Source organism: Kribbella sp. NPDC000426 (genome assembly GCF_040300265.1).
Classification (GTDB): Bacteria; Actinomycetota; Actinomycetes; order Propionibacteriales; family Kribbellaceae; genus Kribbella.
Genome location: NZ_JBEPDK010000009.1, coordinates 374,149 through 389,827 on the forward strand (window position 1 = coordinate 374,149; position 15,679 = coordinate 389,827).

Here is a 15,679-nt window from a genome sequence, read left to right on the forward strand (position 1 = left end):
GCCGGAGGACGAGCCGCCCGCTCCGGGGGCTTAACGACCGTTGTCACTGAGGACCTTGGCGTAGAAGTCGCGGCCTTCGTTTCCGCCGTTGGTCTGCCACTGCTTGATCGCCGTCTTCAGCTCCGAGACCGGCTTCCGGCCGCGGTAGATGTCCTGGAGCGCGTCGTCGAACGGCTGGTTCAGCGCGGCCATCTTGGCCGGCTGCTCCACCCGGATCCCGTCGAACAGGTTCTTCTCGCGGACCTTCGCCGCCGCGTTCTGCCAGGCGCTCATCGACTGCACGTACCCGGGGTACTCGCTCTCGGTGATCGCCGTCGGCCGCCCACCCAGGAAGATGTAGGTCTGCGAGACCTCCTTCTGCCCGAGCGCGGTCAGCTTCGGAGCACCGGAGGCCTGCTTCACGTAGTGCTTGCCCTCGACCCCGTAGTTGTAGAGCACGTACTCCTCGGTGCCGAACGGCGCCGACGTGTAGTTCATGACGCCGAGCAGCTCCTTCACCCGCTGCTCGCCGACCCCCTTCTTCACGAACGTGAAGATGCCGGCCGGATCGCCGCCCCAGGTGATCGGCGTACCGCCGTCGTGGGCGAACGGCAGCACCGGCTGCGGATCGAACTTCGGGTTGATCGTCTGCTGCCGCTGCAACGCCTCGTGCCAGCCGCCCAACCCGTTCTGCCGGATCACGAACTTGCCGCCCTCGAAGAGTGCGTTCTCGTCCGCGCCGGCGTTCGCGACCACCTCCGGGTGCACGTACCCCGACTGGAACAGCCTGCGGACGAACGCGACCGCCTCCTCGAACTCCGGGGTCTCGATCTTGTTCACCAGCTTGCCGCTGGAGTCCTTGCGCCAGCCGCCCGGTGCCCCGAACATCCGCACCATCTCGTCGGCGACCGACCCGAACGCCCACCGGCCCGCCTTCGCGTCGGTCAGCTGCTTGCCCAGCGCCAGCACGTCGTCGGCGGTCTTCGGCGGCTCCGCGCCGACCTGGTCGAAGATGTCCTTGCGGTAGAACAGCGCCCACGGGAACCCGTCGGACGGGAACGGCACCGCCTTCAGCTGCGAGTTCCACACGCCGTACGCCCAGGCCCGGGTCGGCAGGTTCGCCAGCATCGGGTACGCCGCCGCCTTGTCACCGGCCAGGTACGGCGTGAGGTCCTCGAACAGCTTGTCCACGGCCTGACCGAACCGGGTCAGCCCGGAGATGTTCCAGCCCGGGATGCAGAGCAGCTCGGGCACGTTGCCCGCTGCCAGGATCGGGCCGAGCTTGTCGCCGTAGTCGTTGCCGTTGAGGATGTTGAACCGGACCGGCGCCCCGATCCGCTCGTTGTTCGCGTCGTAGTAGGAGTTCTTGCCGAGGCCGGGCGGCATCGGGCTCCACAGCGGCGTCATCGCCGACACTTCCTTGCCGCTGGGCACCATCTTGTCGGGCACGGCCCGCTTCAGCTCGCTCGGATAGTGCGAGAACCCGGGCGACGCGCCGTTCTCGCCGGCCAGGTCCGGCTTCACCGGCTCGTACGCGATGAACTTCGGCAACAGGCCGGACAACTTGTCCTCGGTCTCGGCCCGGCCGCTCGTACCGGCTCCCGAACCGCCGTTGGAGCAGCCGGTCAGGGTGACACCGCCGGCGGCCGCGGCGCCGACGCCGAGCAGGGAGATGAAGGTCCGGCGCCTGGTGCCGCCGATCTCTGGTCCGGTCACGTCGCATCCCCTAGAATTAGTTGGGCTAATACCCAAACAAATTAGCTCAGAGCCGACCGGGCGACAAGGTGTAGAACTGACCCAGGACTCGATCGAGGGACGGACCTTGACCACACAGACCGCGGACCACACCCACATCCGCGCGACCAACCTGGCCGCGGTGCTGGGCTACCTGCGCCGCGAGGCACCCTGCTCGCGGGCCGCGATCGCCACCGGGACCGGTCTCAACAAGGCGACCGTGACCAGCATCGTCGGGGACCTGCTCGAACGCCGCCTGGTCCGCGAGACCCAGCAGACCCAGAACCATGTCGGCCGGCCGGCGACACTGCTGCTGCTCGACGGGTCGGCGTACGCGACGATCGGGCTCGAGGTGAGCGCTCGCGGCCTGACCGCCCTCGGCTGCGACACGGCCGGCGAGCAGGTACTGCGTTGGCACCGCGCCGGGCCGGGCGTGGACGCCGGGCCAGCCAAGACGATCGCGACACTGGCCAACCTGGCCCGCCGTGCAGTGACCACCGTGCAGTCATCCGGTCGACAGGTCCTCGGGATCACGGTCGGCGTGCCCGGGCTGGTGAACCGCGACGGCGCCGTCGTACTGGCGGCCGGTCTGGGCTGGCGGGATGTGCCGATGCGGGCCGAGCTGGTGGCGGCGATCGGGCGGCCGGACATCCCGATCACGGTCGACAACGACGCGTCGTTGGGCGTGCTGGCCGAGCATCTCTACGGTCCGCACGCCGGGACGGCCAACCTGATCCGGCTCACCGGGGACACCGGCGTCGGGGCAGGCATCATCGCCGACGGCAAGCCGCTCGAAGGTCACCTCGGCTACGTCGGGGAGATCGGCCACCTACGCCTCGTCCCGGACGGGCCGCGCTGCGGGTGTGGTCGACGGGGCTGTCTCGAGGCGCTGGCGAGCCTGCCGTCGATCCTGGCCCGGACGGACGTGACCGACAGCGACCCGCAGCTCCAACTGGAGGAGCTGATCCGCCGCGCCGACGCCCAGGACAGCGCGGTCACCCAGGTCCTCGCCGAAGCCGGCGCCTACCTCGGTCAAGGCATCGCCGCGCTCGTCAACATCCTCAACCCAGAGCTCGTCCTCCTCGGCGGCGCCTACGCGCTCCTCGCCGACCACCTCACTCCCGCCCTCGACAAGGCTCTCCGCGAGGCGACCATCGCCCCCGACGCCGGCGGCTGCACGGTCCTCGCGTCGACGCTCCCCGACACCGCCACTCCCCTGGGCGCCGCCGCCCAAGCCCTCACCCCGCTGACCCGCGGCCACCTCCCCACCCGCTGATCCGTACCGACGGAAAGCGCCTACCCTGAGCGAGCCCGCGAGGTCTTGACCGTCGCCGCTCGGGATGCAACCCTCTGTTCACGCCCGATCTGTCGAAGCGCTTCGATCGATTGTCACGATGACCGTTCGAAGCGCTTCGACACACAGCCCGTGGAGTCGATCGCCGATGAGTACTCCAGCTCCCCTCCCCCGTTCAGCTCCGCCCCCGTTCCGCGATCCGGCCCGGCCGACCGGCGAGCGGGCCGACGATCTGCTCGCCAGGCTCACCCCGGACGAGAAGGTCGCGCTGCTGCACCAGTACCAGCCGCCGGTCCCGCGGCTCGGCCTGGACTCGTTCCGCACCGGCACCGAGGCGCTGCACGGCGTCGCCTGGCTCGGCCCGGCGACCGTCTTCCCGCAGGCGATCGGCCTCGCCACGAGCTGGAGTCCGGACCTGGTCCGCGCCGTCGGCGCCGCGGTGGGCGACGAGGTCCGCGTCTTCCACCAGAAGGACCCGGCCGGCGTCGGCCTGAACGTCTGGGCCCCGGTGGTCAACCCGCTCCGCGACCCGCGCTGGGGCCGGAACGAGGAGGGGTACGCCGAGGATCCGTGGCTGACCGGCGTGATCGCGACCGCGTACGGACACGGGCTCGCCGGCGACGACCCGTCGTACCTCAGGACCGCTCCGACGCTGAAGCACTTCCTTGCCTACAACAACGAAACCGACCGCTGCACGACCTCTAGCAACCTGCCGCCGCGGGTGCTGCACGAGTACGAGCTGCCCGCGTTCCGCGCGCCGATCGAGTCCGGTGCGGCGGTCGCGGTGATGCCGTCGTACAACCTGGTGAACGGACGGCCTGCCCACCTGAGCCCGCTGATCAACGACGTACTGCGCACCTGGACCGGCGACGACGTGCTGGTCGTCAGCGACGCGTACGCGCCCGGCAACCTCTTCGGTCTGCAGCAGTACTCACCCGACGGCCCGACCGCGTACGCCGCCGCAGTCAAGGCCGGCGTGGACAGCTTCACGCAGGACGACACGAACTCCGCCCCGACGATCGACCGGATCCGCGAGGCACTCGATCGCGGCCTGCTCACGTGGGCAGACATCGACAGCGCAGTACGACGGGTGCTGGCGATCCGGCTCCGCCTCGGCGAGTTCGACCCGCCTGAACTCGACCCGTACCGCGAGCTCGAGCCTGATCTGGTCAACTGTCCCGCCCACCGCGAGCTGGCCCAGGACGCCGCACGCCAAGCGATCGTGCTGCTGAAACACGAGTGCCAGGTCCTGCCCCTCACCGACGCCGTCCAGCGGATCGCCGTCGTCGGACCGCTCGCCGGCGCCGTCAGGGAGGACTGGTACGCCGGAACACTCCCGTATCAGGTCACCGCGCTGGACGGTATCGTCGAGCGGCTCGGCCGGGATCGCGTCGAGTACTGCGAGGGCGTCGACCGGATCACGCTCCGCATCGCCGACTCCTCGTCGTACCTGACGGTCGGCGCGGACGCCGTACTGCGAGCTGGCCGGGAGCCGGGTGAGTTCGACCTGTTCGACTGGGGCGGGGATGCGTTCGCCCTGCGGTCGGTGCGGAACGGGCAACACCTGAGCATGAGCGACGACGGTGAGCTCGCCGCCGATCAGTGCGGTCCGAACGGCTGGGAGGTCAAGCAGACGTTCAGATTCGTGCAGCTGGCCGGCACCGTGCTGATCCAGCACCTGCACAGTGACCGTTTCCTCCACGTCGACGCGGAAGGTGCGATCAGCCTTGCCGAGCAGGCGACGCCGTTCGTGCTCGATGTCGTCGTCGACGGTGCCGCGCAGGCCGCCGCCGTGGCTGCCCGCGCCGATGTCGCGATCGTTGTCGCCGGCAACCACCCGTTGGTGAACGGCCGGGAGACCGAGGACCGCGACAGCCTCGACCTCCCGGCGGCGCAGGACCGGCTGATCCGCCGGGTCCACGCCGCGAACGCGTGCACGGTGCTCGTGCTCAGCAGCAGCTATCCGTTCGCGATCGGCTGGGCCCAGCAGCACCTGCCGGCGATCCTGTGGTCCGCGCACGGCGGGCAGGAGTACGGTCGCGCGCTGGCCGACGTACTGTTCGGCGACCACGACCCGGCCGGACGGCTGACCCAGACCTGGTACGACTCCGCGGCGGACCTGCCCGACCTCCTCGACTACGACATCATCACCACTGATGCGACGTACCTGTACTACCGAGGCACGCCGCTCTACCCCTTCGGTCACGGCCTGAGCTACACCACGTTCAGGTACGGCGATCTGCAGCTGAGCGCGCCGTCGATCGCGTCCGACGGCGAAGTCCGAGTCACGTTCACAGTCACCAACACCGGCGATCGGCCAGGCACCGAAGTGGCCCAGCTGTACACCCGTCAGCAGCGTTCACGAGTCAAGCAACCGCTGCGACAGCTCCGCGGCTTCCGCCGGTTGTCGCTCGCCCCCGGCGAGTGCGCCGACGTCGAATTGACTGTCGCCGCGGCCGACCTCGGGTTCTGGGACGTGACGCGGGACCGGCACTGCGTCGAGTCAGCGCGCCACAGCGTCATGGTCGGCCGGTCCAGCAGCGACCTTCGATTGACCACGACCCTCGACGTCCATGGCGAACGCATCCCGTCGCGAACGCTCGAACTCGCCGCGACCAGCTTCGACGAGTACTGCGGAATCACGCTCTCCGACGAGACGACTGTCTCGCTGGAACCCCAAGCCTGGTTGGCGTTTCACGACGTCCAGCTGGACTCCGAGACAGCCGTCACCATCACCGCCGCCAACCACGGAACCCGGCCGGCGACGATCGAACTCCGCCTCGACGACCCGCTCCACGGCGAGGTCCTGACGACCGTCCAGGTCGAGCTGGGCCCCCGCACGCCGATCACCGGCGGGTTGGCGCCGGCGACCGGAGTACGCACGGTCTACGCGGTCTTCTCCGCGGCGGACGTCGTACTCGAGAGCTTGACCGTGTAGCGCTCGCAGACGCCCTCGATCACGCGCGACTCGACCTCACCGTCGCGCAGGGTCAGCTCGATCACGGCGGCCACTCCCCCGTCGGCGTCGGGCAGCTCGACCACCGTCGTCTGCCCGTCGCTCGGCGCGAACCAGCGCAGCTCGACCCCGTCGGCCCAGTCGTACTCCGGCCGGTCGTCGACTGCCCCGATCGGGATCACGGCGCCCTCACGCACGAACAGCGGCACGCTGTCGAAGGCATGGGTCTGCTGCACCCAGCCCGGACCCGACAGCACCTCGCCGGTCAGCAACGACGTCCATCGACCACGCGGCAGGTAGAACGAGACCTCTCCGTCGACGCTCATCACCGGCGCGACCAGCAGATCGGGACCGAGCATGTACTGGCGATCCAGGTAGGCGACCGCCGGATCGTCGGGGAACTCCAGCACCATCGGCCGCATCATCGGCACCCCGTCCTGATGCGCCTCGGCCGCGGCCGTCATCAGGTACGGCATCAACGACAACTTCAGCTTCGTGAACTTCCGCAGTACATCGACCGCCTCGTCGTCGAACGCCCACGGCACGCGGTACGACGACGAGCCGTGCAACCGCGAATGCGACGAGAGCAGCCCGAACGCCACCCAGCGCTTGAAGATCGCGGGGTCGGGCAGGCCTTCGAATCCGCCGATGTCGTGACTCCAGTACCCGAACCCCGACGACGCCAGCGAGAGCCCGCCGCGCAACGACTCCGCCATCGCCTCGAACGTCGACTCGCAGTCGCCACCCCAGTGCACCGGGAACTGCTGCCCGCCGGCCGTCGCGGAGCGGGCGAACAGAACCGCGTCGCCCTCGCCCCGGTTCTCCTCGAGCAGCCCGAAGACGGCCGCGTTGTAGAGCTGGGCGTAGTAGTTGTGCATCCGCTCGGGATCGGATCCGTCGCACCAGGCAACGTCGGTCGGGATGCGCTCGCCGAAGTCGGTCTTGAAGCAGTCGACGCCCAGATCGATCAGGGCCTGCAGCTTGGAGCGGTACCACGCGGCCGCATCCGGGTTGGTGAAGTCGACGATCGCCATACCGGCCTGCCACATGTCCCACTGCCAGACGGAGCCGTCCGGCCGCTTGAGCAGGTAGCCAAGCTCTCGACCCTCCTCGAACAGGACGGACCGCTGTGCGATGTACGGGTTGATCCACAGGCTGACGCGCAGGCCGCGGTCCTTCAGCCGACGGACCATGCCGGCCGGATCCGGGAACGCGATCGGGTCCCACAGGAAGTCGCACCAGTGGAACTGCCGCATCCAGAAGCAGTCGAAATGGAACACGCTCAACGGGAGATCCCGCTCGGCCATCCCGTCGACGAACGCGCTCGTCGTCTCCTCGGTGTAGTCCGTGGTGAACGACGTCGACAGCCACAGCCCCATCGACCACGCCGGCACGCGGGCGGGCCGGCCGGTCAGTGCGGTGTAGCGGCGCAGGACGTCCTTCGGGGCCGGACCGGCGAAGACGTAGTACCCGAGCTCCTGGCCTTCGACGCTGAACTGGTTGCGGGACGTGGTCTCGGAGCCGACCTCGAACGACACCCGGGCCGGGCTGTCGACGAGTACGCCGTACCCCTTGCTGCTCAGGTAGAACGGCACGTTCTTGTACGCCTGCTCGCTCGACGTACCGCCGTCGGCGTTCCAGCTGTCGACGACCTGCCCGTTCTTCACGAACGCACCGAAGCGTTCACCCAGGCCGTAGATCGTCTCGCCGACGCCGAGCGCCAGCTGCTCGTGGACGTAGTGCTTGCCGTCGGCATCGGTAATCAGGCCGACGCTCCGCGCACCCGAGTTGGTAAGCGGCCGGCCGTCCTGCTCGAACCGGACGTCCCACGGCCCCTCGAGCGCGATCACCACGCTCAGCTCACCCGACGTCAACCGCGCCTCGGCGGCACCGACGTCCACCTTCACCGGATGATCGTCGTCCACGTTCAAGCGGTACGCCGGCCGTGCGGGCCGGCCGCCGAGGTGGTGCCCGATCCGGACCCCGATCACCCCGCGCGCCGGCGACGAGAACGTCACCGTGAACAGCGGCTGGTTGAGCGTGTCGCCGCGTCGCTCGATCCGCCGGGCCGGCGCGAACACGGTCAGCTCCCGCTCCCCCGCCTGCACGCCCTCGACCTCGGCCGGCCGCAACCGCGTCAGTCCCTCGCGGAGCTGCCAGTACCCGTCGCTGAACTTCATCGTGGCCAGCCTCTCCCGAAATGGGTTGTCGAAGCGCTTCGACAACGCTAGGCGGGCCGACTTCATCGCGTCAAGTTTGTCCACCTCTCAGCGGATTCTCAGCGGGCCTCGGTGACACTGGGTGGATGCGAGTGCTGATGGTCGAGGACGAGCTGCGGCTGGCCGACACGGTCCACCGCGGTCTGACCGACTCCGGGTTCGTCGTGGAGATGGTGCACGACGGCGAGAACGCGGTGTGGGCGGCGACCGAACACAGCTACGACGTGATCGTGCTGGACATCATGCTGCCGAAGCTGAACGGGTACCGGGTGCTCGAGATGCTGCGGGCGCGCGGGATCTGGACTCCGGTGCTGATGCTGACCGCGAAGGACGGCGAGTACGACCAGACCGACGCGTTCGACCTCGGCGCGGACGACTATCTGACCAAGCCGTTCAGCTTCCTGGTCCTGATCGCCCGGTTGCGGGCGCTGATCCGGCGCGGCGGACCGGAGCGGCCCGTGGTCCTGACCGCCGGCGACCTCTCGCTGGACGTGGCCCGGCGGCGGGTGGAGCGGGACGGGCGGGAGATCACGCTCACGCCCCGCGAGTACGGCCTGCTCGAGTTCCTGATGCAGCACCGCGGCGACACGGTCAGCAAGGCCGAGATCCTGGCCTCGGTCTGGGACCCGGCCTTCGACGGCGACCCGAACGTGGTCGAGGTCTACGTGCGGTACCTGCGGAAGAAGATCGACACCCCGTTCGCCCGGCACGCCATCGAAACCATCCGAGGGATGGGATACCGACTCAACCCCGAAGGCGGATAGCGCCACCTGCGAAACTGGCGGGGTGAGCACGGTCGTGCGACGTCGGGTCGACGGGTGGTACCGGACCGCGGGTGGTCTGCGGCAGGCGAGCGTACGGAGCCGCTCGACGGCTGCGGCCGTGATCGTGGTCGCCGTCGCGATGATGCTCGGCGCCGCCGCGTTGCTCCTGCTGCTGCAGCGGGCCCTGATCACCGAGGTCTCCGACGCCGCTGAGGGCCGGGTCGGCGATGTGGCCGGTCAGGTCAGCTCGGAGGGTACGGCGGGCCTCGCGCGCGATCTGGTCGAGACGACCCGCGCGACCCAGCTGGTCCAGGTCCTCGATCCGGCCGGTCGCGTGATCGCGGCCTCGTCGAGCCGGGTCGGCAACACACCGTTGACCGACCTCCGTCCGCCGGCCGGTGCGCTGATGCGGGCCGAGGTCGGCGAGATGCCGTTGATCGACGACGACCACAACTACCTGATCGTGGCGCAAGGAGCGTCGTACGACGGGCAGACGTACACGGTCGTGGTCGCGTCGTCGGTGGAGACGCAGCGGCAGACGGTCGCCACGGTGGCGAAGTACCTGGTGATCGGGTTCCCGGCGTTGCTGATCGTGGTCGGCGTGGCCGGGTGGCTGATGGTCGGGCAGGCGCTGCGGCCGGTCGAGCGGATCCGCTCCCGCGTGCAGGGCATCGGCACCCGGGACCTGACCGAGCGCGTCCCGGTGCCGGAGACGCGGGACGAGATCGCGCGGCTCGCGGTGACGATGAACGAGATGCTCGACCGGCTCGAGACCGGTCAGGCGACGCAGCGGGCGTTCGTGGCGGACGCGAGTCACGAACTGCGGTCGCCGTTGGCCACGCTGACCGCGGCGCTGGAGGTGATCGAGGCGGACACCACCGGGCAGGCGTGGCACGAACTGCGCGCGGTGATGGCGACCGAGACCGACCGGATGCGGCAGCTCGTCGAGGACCTGCTGCTGCTCGCCAAGGCCGACGACACCGGGATCCGGATGCAGCAGACAGACGTGGACCTCGACGATCTGGTCGCGGCCGAGATCCAGCGGTTGCGAAGCTCGATGCCCGAGCTGAAGGTGACCGGCGACGTCCGCCCGGTCCGGGTGGTCGGCGACCCGGCCCGGTTGGGTCAGGTACTGCGGAATCTCGTCGACAACGCCGCCCGCGCCGCGCACACCAGCGTCCACCTGAGCACGGCCGAGAAGGACGGATCGGCGATCATCACGGTCGAGGACGACGGCGACGGGATCCCCGAGGCGGACCGGCTACGGGTGTTCGAACGCTTCGTCCGCCTCGACACCAGCCGCTCCCGGACCAGCGGCGGATCCGGACTCGGGCTGTCCATCGCCCGCGAGATCACCCGCGCCCACGACGGCACGATCACGCTGACCTCGTCGAGCACCGGAGGTACGACGGCCACCGTCACGCTACCGAACATCGGATGAGGGGTGGTGCGCGCCGCCCGTCAGGACGAAGCTGAGGGTGGGAGGTGGGTGTGATGAAAGCCGCAGCAGGCGACCAAGTTGTGGTCGAGACCAGCCATCTGATGGCACACCGTCGCGAGGGGAAGATCGTCGAAGTCCACGACCCGGACGGCGCCCCGCCGTACCTGGTCCACTGGACCGACACCGACACCGAGTCCCTGTTCTTCCCAGGCCCGGACGCACACATCGTGCACAACAGCTAGCAGAACGAAAGGAAAGAAAGGACCAGAAAGAACAAGAACGACAGTGGATCAACGCCCAGCTGCTGAGGAGCAACGGCGGCTCGGACTAGTTCCAGGTGAGTGGGAGGCAGGCGAGGCGGGGGCCGGCGGCGCCGTGGGAATTGGTTGGCTCCTGGTGGATGACGATGGAGCGGTTGCCGGGGGTCGGGGCGAAGGGGACGACGGTTGACGCCGTGGCGGCACCGGTCGGGCTGACGGTGAAGTCGAGCCAGATCTCACGTTCGCGGTCCATGCGTACCGGCTTGCGGCCCGCGATCGCGTCGGTGTTGTAATGCGGTCCGGCGGCCGCGCCGTCGCCTGCAACGCAAGGGCCTGTGTGCAGGTGGGCACCGAAGGTGCCGCCGGCGGGCTTGACGCCGGTGACATGAAGGCGGACGGTGGTCCGCGCACCGTGGGACACCAACACGACGACCCCGCGGGCAGTACGGAACGGTCCGCCGGGCTGGAGCTGCCGCAGCGGTCCGTTGCTTGATGCAACGTTCGACTCCGGCGCGACCGGGATCGCGATCTCGCCGCGCGGTACGCCGGGTGGCCGGTTCTGCGCCGCCGCCATCGGCCCGGCGATCACACCGACCACTCCCAGCACCCCGACCACGGCGAGGACGCCGCGCACTCTTCCCGTCATATCTCCCTCTCCTGGAACGATTACTCCGGGCGGGGAGCGAACTTGTCGAGAGGCTATCAAGCGCTCGCGGTCCGGATCGTCGCGGCCGCGGCCCGCAGGTTCGCGAGGGTGGTCCGCACGGCCCGCCGAGCCGTGCGTTCGGGTCGGTGCAGGGCATCGATGTGCCGCCGTACGTGCACGCCCCGCATCGGCACGAGCACCACCCCCGGATGCGACCGGGCCGTCCACCGCGGGATCAGCGCCAGACCGGCGCCCGCGGCAACCAACTCCGCGACCACGGTGAACTCGTTGACGCGGTGGACCAACTCCAGCCGCCGGTTCGCGGCCGCCCCGATCGCCTCGATCGTCGCCATCAACGGAAACCCGTCGTGCACCGTGATCCACGGCTCGCCCGCCACCTCCCGCGGCGACAGCGAGGGCTTCGACGCCAACCGATGACCAACAGGTACGGCGACGTCCAACGGCTCGTGCAGCAACGGCGTCACTGCAACCGTGCCCGGCCAAGCGGCGGCATGATCCATCCGATGCGCGAGCACCACGTCGTACTCCCGGGTCAACGGGGGAAACTCGTCCTGCGCGACATCCTCGTCATGCAAGCTGACCCGTGGACCGTCCCCCGCCCGCAACAGTGATGGGAAGAACGCCGCAGCCGCGCTGTGGAATGCGGACACCGACACGACCGCATCCGGCTGCTCGGCGAAGTCGTCCACCACCTGCCGGGCCCGCGCCAACGCCGACTCCACATCGGCCGCCGCCGCTGCCAACGCACGCCCGGCCGGCGTGAGCACCACCCGCCGGCCGTCGCGCTCGGTCAACGCGACCGGGATCGACCGCTGCAGCAGCCTGAGCTGCTGCGAGATCGCGGACGGGGTCACCAGCATCGCGTCGGCCGCGGCCGTCACGCTTCCCAGCTCGCCGACTTCCCGGAGCACTCGCAGCTGTCGTTCGTCCATCCCAACACTGTAGGACCGCTACAAGATCGCTTTAGAAGGTGGTACTTGGCTTCAACGTCGCCACGAGTCACCGTTGGAGTCGTGCCCGCATCCCGCCGTACCGATCTCCTCCTGTTGCTGGTCGCCATCGTCTGGGGTTCGAGCTACCTCGCCGCCAAGACCGCGACCGCGTCCACACCAGTGCTGACCGTCCTCTTCGTCCGGTACGCGATCTCCGCGGTCGCCTTGCTGCTCTTCGTACGACGCATCAACCGCAAAGAGCTCCGCATCGGCGGGCTCCTCGGCCTCACGCAGGCCGCCGTACTGATCCTCGAGACGTACGGCGTCACGCATACCAGCGCCGCCAACGCCGGGCTGATCATCAGCCTCACGCTCGTCCTGACTCCACTGCTCGACCGTCGCCGGCTCCCACCGCGGTTCTACCTGGCGGCGGCGGTCTGCGTCGGGGCCGTCGGCCTCCTGATGTCCAGCCACGGACTCCACGTCCCCGGTGTCGGTGACCTCCTGATGCTCGCGGCCGCCGTTGTCAGAGCCGGACACGTCGCATTGGTCGGCCGCCTGGCCACCGACCTGCGGCCGTTGCAGCTCACCACAGTCCAGACCTTCGTCGGCACCGCACTGTTCGCGGCACCCGCCCTACATCACTTGCCGGCGATCCCGGCCGTGGGCTGGCTCCAGATGGCCTACCTGGCCTTGTTCTGCAGCGTCTTCGCGTTCCTCGTGCAGACGTGGGCGGTCCAGCGCACGTCAGCGAGCCGGGCCAGCCTGCTTCTCGGCACCGAGCCGATCTGGGCGGTTGCCATCGGTATCGGACTCGGCTCCGAGCACCTGACCGTCACCGCCGCGCTCGGCGCAGTGCTGCTCCTGGCCGGCACCACCTGGGGCCAGTCGATCGAACGCCGCGCCAGGCTAGGAGCGAGTCCACTTCTGGTCGTCGGATCCGTTGCAGGCGGCAACGATGACGGCAGCGCCGTTGCCGGTTCCGTTGGCCGTGAGACAGCCGGCAGATGAGCTGACGGTCTGGTCCGCGTTGAGCTGCCAGCTCTGATCGGCTGCGCCGGTACAGCTCTCGATAGTGGCAGCGGACGCGCCAGCCGTCAGGCACTTGTCGGCGTACACAGTCAGCTGGCCGGTGGCAGTCTGGTTCCAGGACTGGTTGCCGCCGTTGTTGCAGTCCCACAGGTCGAGCGCCGTACCCGGGCTGGTCGAGAAGCCCGGTACGTCGACGCACCGGCCGCTCGCGACACCACGCAGGGGCTCACCCGGCGGGGCCGGCGGCAGCGTGTTCGTCGGCTCCTTCTTCAGCAGACCCCAGCCCCACCACAGCTGGTCGCGGCCGCTCTGGCTGTTGACCTGGAGATCGCTCGGGCCGACCTGCGTGGTCATCGAGTACGAGTCGCCGGTGCGCAGACCCGGCCAGTAGACGATGCCCATCTGCTGCTCGCGGGCGACCTGCGTCAGCGCACCGAGGTACGCCGTGTAGACGTTGCCCTCGTGGTTGCCGTAGTTCAGGCCGATCGTCATCGGCGAGCCGGCCTCGTCGATGATCGTGCGCCAGCCGTACGAACCGATCCGCGGCCGCAGGTTCGCCAGCCAGGCGGCCTCGGTGGTGTCCGACGCCCAGAAGCCGTAGAAGTGCAGCGACAGCAGCGTGCCCTTCAACTCCGGCGCCGCGCCGACGCCGGTCACGTTGTCGTTGTAGCCGGTGCCCGAGATCACGATCCGCCCCCGCGGTACGTCGCGGTGCCGGGCAATCCACGCCGCCGTCAGCGACACCCACTCGGTCAGCGAGTACCCGAACGGCTCGTTCATCGGCTCGAAGTACACGTGTGGGCTCCGCCCGTACGCCTTGACGACGGTGTCCCACATCGCGGCGTACGCCGTGGGGTCGTCGACCCGGCCGTCCTTGGCGTTGTCGGCCTCCCAGTAGCTGAGGATGACCTTGAACCCGCCCGCGACCGAGGCGTCGATCGCCGCGCGGTACGAGTTCCACCAGGCGGTGCCCACGCTCGACGGGTTGATCGGCAGCCGGATCGTGTTCGCCTTCAGCTCCTTGCGGAACTCGCCGACGATCCCGATCGCCTTGCGGTACGTCGTCCGGTAGTCGTCGGCCGTGCTCAGACCGGACGGAACCACCTCGTCATGGGCGTAGTTGTCGCGCGGATCGGCCCAGTTCACGCCGCGGAAATCGTCGGTCCGCGGCGGACCGGCCTGCGCCGGTGCGGCGAGCCCGGCGACGAGCACGAGAAGGGACAACAGGGCGGCGGCGAAACTGCGAGCGGTTGACCTCACCCGGTGATGTTTACGTGAACATCGCCTCTCGTCAAGAGGTGAGTACGAGTTCCAGGCGCAGCCATTTCGCCAGATCGCGGATCTCGCGGTGCACGGCCGCGGTCAGCGTCTTCGAGAACGGCTCGTCCTCGTGGATCGCGTCGACGCGGAAGATCCCGGCCTTGCGGTCGGACATCGCGTCGAGCTTCCCGACCAGGCGGTCGTTGTGCAGGATCGGCAGCGCGAAGTACCCCCATCTGCGTTTCGCGACCGGTTTGTACATCTCCAGCTGGTAGTCGAAGTCGAAGATCTCGCCGAGCCGCTTCCGGTCGTACACCAGCCGGTCGAGCGGCGAGAGGATCGCCGTCCGCCCGGTGAACGGCTGACCGAGCAGCTCCGGATCGATCCGCCACTGGCCGCGGACGCCGTCGACCACGGCCCGCTCCCCCGCCTCGCCGGCATCGAGCGGCTCGCCCGGGCAGGCAGGACCCTTGGCCCGCAGGATCCCCATCGACCGCAGCCGCTGCTCTTCGCGGAGCCGGGCGGCCTTGTCCAGCGGGACGATCGGGTCGTCGGGGTAGATCCGGGACGCCAGGTCCCACAGCCGGTCCCGTCCGTCACGGCCCGCGATCGCCACCTCACCGCGCTGCATCATGAACTCGAGCATCTGCGAGACATTGCGATTGTTGGTCCAGCCGCTCGACTTCCACGGCCGCACGCAGGTGTCGGGCAGCTCGCGCATCATCAGCGGGCCGTCCTGGCGCAACCGCTCGAGGATGTCGAGCCGGCAGCCCTCGTTGGCCTTCACCCAGTCACCGCGGTACTGCTGCCAATCCAGCGGCTCGCCGTCGGACGGCCAGGCCTCCATCTGAGCCCGGAACAGCGCCAGCGTCTCCGGCAACCGCACGAAGCCGCGCAGCTCGAGCAGCTCCTGCGTCGCCAGCGCATCCGCGAGCTCGGCAGCGTCGTACGACGAACCGAGCCGGCTCCACGCGACCAGGTCCGCGTTGGGCGCGACGTACGCCGTCTGGTCGAGCTGGATCACGTTCAGCCCGCGGACGACGTCGAAGAGATCGTCCGGTCGCTCGCTCGTCAACAGCTGCGCCCGCACCGCCAGCCGGCGGGCGTCTCGTTTCGACAACTGATGAAGAACGGTCACAAA

Annotated in this window: 12 protein-coding genes; 6 read left to right on the plus strand and 6 right to left on the minus strand. The window is 69.2% G+C overall.

Annotated elements, in window-relative coordinates:
• Window positions 1–30 precede the first annotated feature (30 nt).
• Window positions 31–1,695 (minus strand): type 2 periplasmic-binding domain-containing protein, encoded by a 1,665-nt coding sequence (locus ABT313_RS38780; protein ID WP_350864748.1) that lies wholly within the window; start codon window positions 1,693–1,695, stop codon window positions 31–33.
• Window positions 1,696–1,801: 106 nt separating this feature from the next.
• On the opposite strand from ABT313_RS38780, the gene ABT313_RS38785 reads away from it, so the two are divergent.
• Window positions 1,802–2,989, plus strand: a complete 1,188-nt coding sequence (locus ABT313_RS38785; protein WP_350864750.1) for an ROK family protein — start codon at window positions 1,802–1,804, stop codon at window positions 2,987–2,989.
• Between the two features lie 166 nt (window positions 2,990–3,155).
• On the plus strand, window positions 3,156–5,945 hold the full coding sequence (locus tag ABT313_RS38790; protein ID WP_350864753.1) for a glycoside hydrolase family 3 C-terminal domain-containing protein: 2,790 nt from the start codon (window positions 3,156–3,158) through the stop codon (window positions 5,943–5,945).
• Here ABT313_RS38790 and yicI read toward each other — a convergent pair.
• Window positions 5,894–8,227 (minus strand): alpha-xylosidase, encoded by a 2,334-nt coding sequence (gene yicI / locus ABT313_RS38795; RefSeq protein ID WP_350864756.1) that lies wholly within the window; start codon window positions 8,225–8,227, stop codon window positions 5,894–5,896. The two genes, ABT313_RS38790 and yicI, sit on opposite strands and share 52 nt — an antisense overlap.
• 41 nt (window positions 8,228–8,268) lie before the next feature.
• On the opposite strand from yicI, the gene ABT313_RS38800 reads away from it, so the two are divergent.
• Genes ABT313_RS38800 through ABT313_RS38810 form a run of 3 tightly spaced genes read left to right on the plus strand, consistent with a single transcriptional unit; the run spans window position 8,269 to window position 10,629 of the window.
• A complete protein-coding gene (locus ABT313_RS38800) occupies window positions 8,269–8,946 on the plus strand; it encodes a response regulator transcription factor (RefSeq protein WP_350864760.1) in 678 nt (225 codons plus the stop codon).
• A gap of 22 nt (window positions 8,947–8,968) precedes the next feature.
• Window positions 8,969–10,387: a sensor histidine kinase gene (locus tag ABT313_RS38805; RefSeq protein WP_350864763.1), complete on the plus strand. Its 1,419-nt coding sequence runs from the start codon at window positions 8,969–8,971 to the stop codon at window positions 10,385–10,387.
• A gap of 53 nt (window positions 10,388–10,440) precedes the next feature.
• A complete protein-coding gene (locus tag ABT313_RS38810) occupies window positions 10,441–10,629 on the plus strand; it encodes a DUF1918 domain-containing protein (protein WP_350864766.1) in 189 nt (62 codons plus the stop codon).
• A gap of 85 nt (window positions 10,630–10,714) precedes the next feature.
• Here ABT313_RS38810 and ABT313_RS38815 read toward each other — a convergent pair whose 3' ends face one another.
• Together ABT313_RS38815 and ABT313_RS38820 are read right to left on the minus strand one after the other, a co-directional pair.
• Window positions 10,715–11,293: a superoxide dismutase family protein gene (locus ABT313_RS38815; RefSeq protein WP_350864769.1), complete on the minus strand. Its 579-nt coding sequence runs from the start codon at window positions 11,291–11,293 to the stop codon at window positions 10,715–10,717.
• A gap of 56 nt (window positions 11,294–11,349) precedes the next feature.
• Window positions 11,350–12,246: a LysR family transcriptional regulator gene (locus ABT313_RS38820; RefSeq protein ID WP_350864772.1), complete on the minus strand. Its 897-nt coding sequence runs from the start codon at window positions 12,244–12,246 to the stop codon at window positions 11,350–11,352.
• 81 nt (window positions 12,247–12,327) lie between these two features.
• On the opposite strand from ABT313_RS38820, the gene ABT313_RS38825 reads away from it, so the two are divergent.
• Window positions 12,328–13,257 (plus strand): DMT family transporter, encoded by a 930-nt coding sequence (locus ABT313_RS38825; RefSeq protein ID WP_350864775.1) that lies wholly within the window; start codon window positions 12,328–12,330, stop codon window positions 13,255–13,257.
• Here ABT313_RS38825 and ABT313_RS38830 read toward each other — a convergent pair.
• Both ABT313_RS38830 and ABT313_RS38835 read right to left on the minus strand, forming a co-directional pair.
• On the minus strand, window positions 13,156–14,538 hold the full coding sequence (locus tag ABT313_RS38830; RefSeq protein ID WP_350864778.1) for a ricin-type beta-trefoil lectin domain protein: 1,383 nt from the start codon (window positions 14,536–14,538) through the stop codon (window positions 13,156–13,158). The genes ABT313_RS38825 and ABT313_RS38830 overlap by 102 nt on opposite strands.
• A gap of 31 nt (window positions 14,539–14,569) precedes the next feature.
• The gene (locus ABT313_RS38835; protein WP_350864780.1) at window positions 14,570–15,676 is read right to left on the minus strand and encodes a DNA glycosylase AlkZ-like family protein; all 1,107 of its coding nucleotides are present in this window, start codon (window positions 15,674–15,676) and stop codon (window positions 14,570–14,572) included.
• Window positions 15,677–15,679 lie beyond the last annotated feature (3 nt).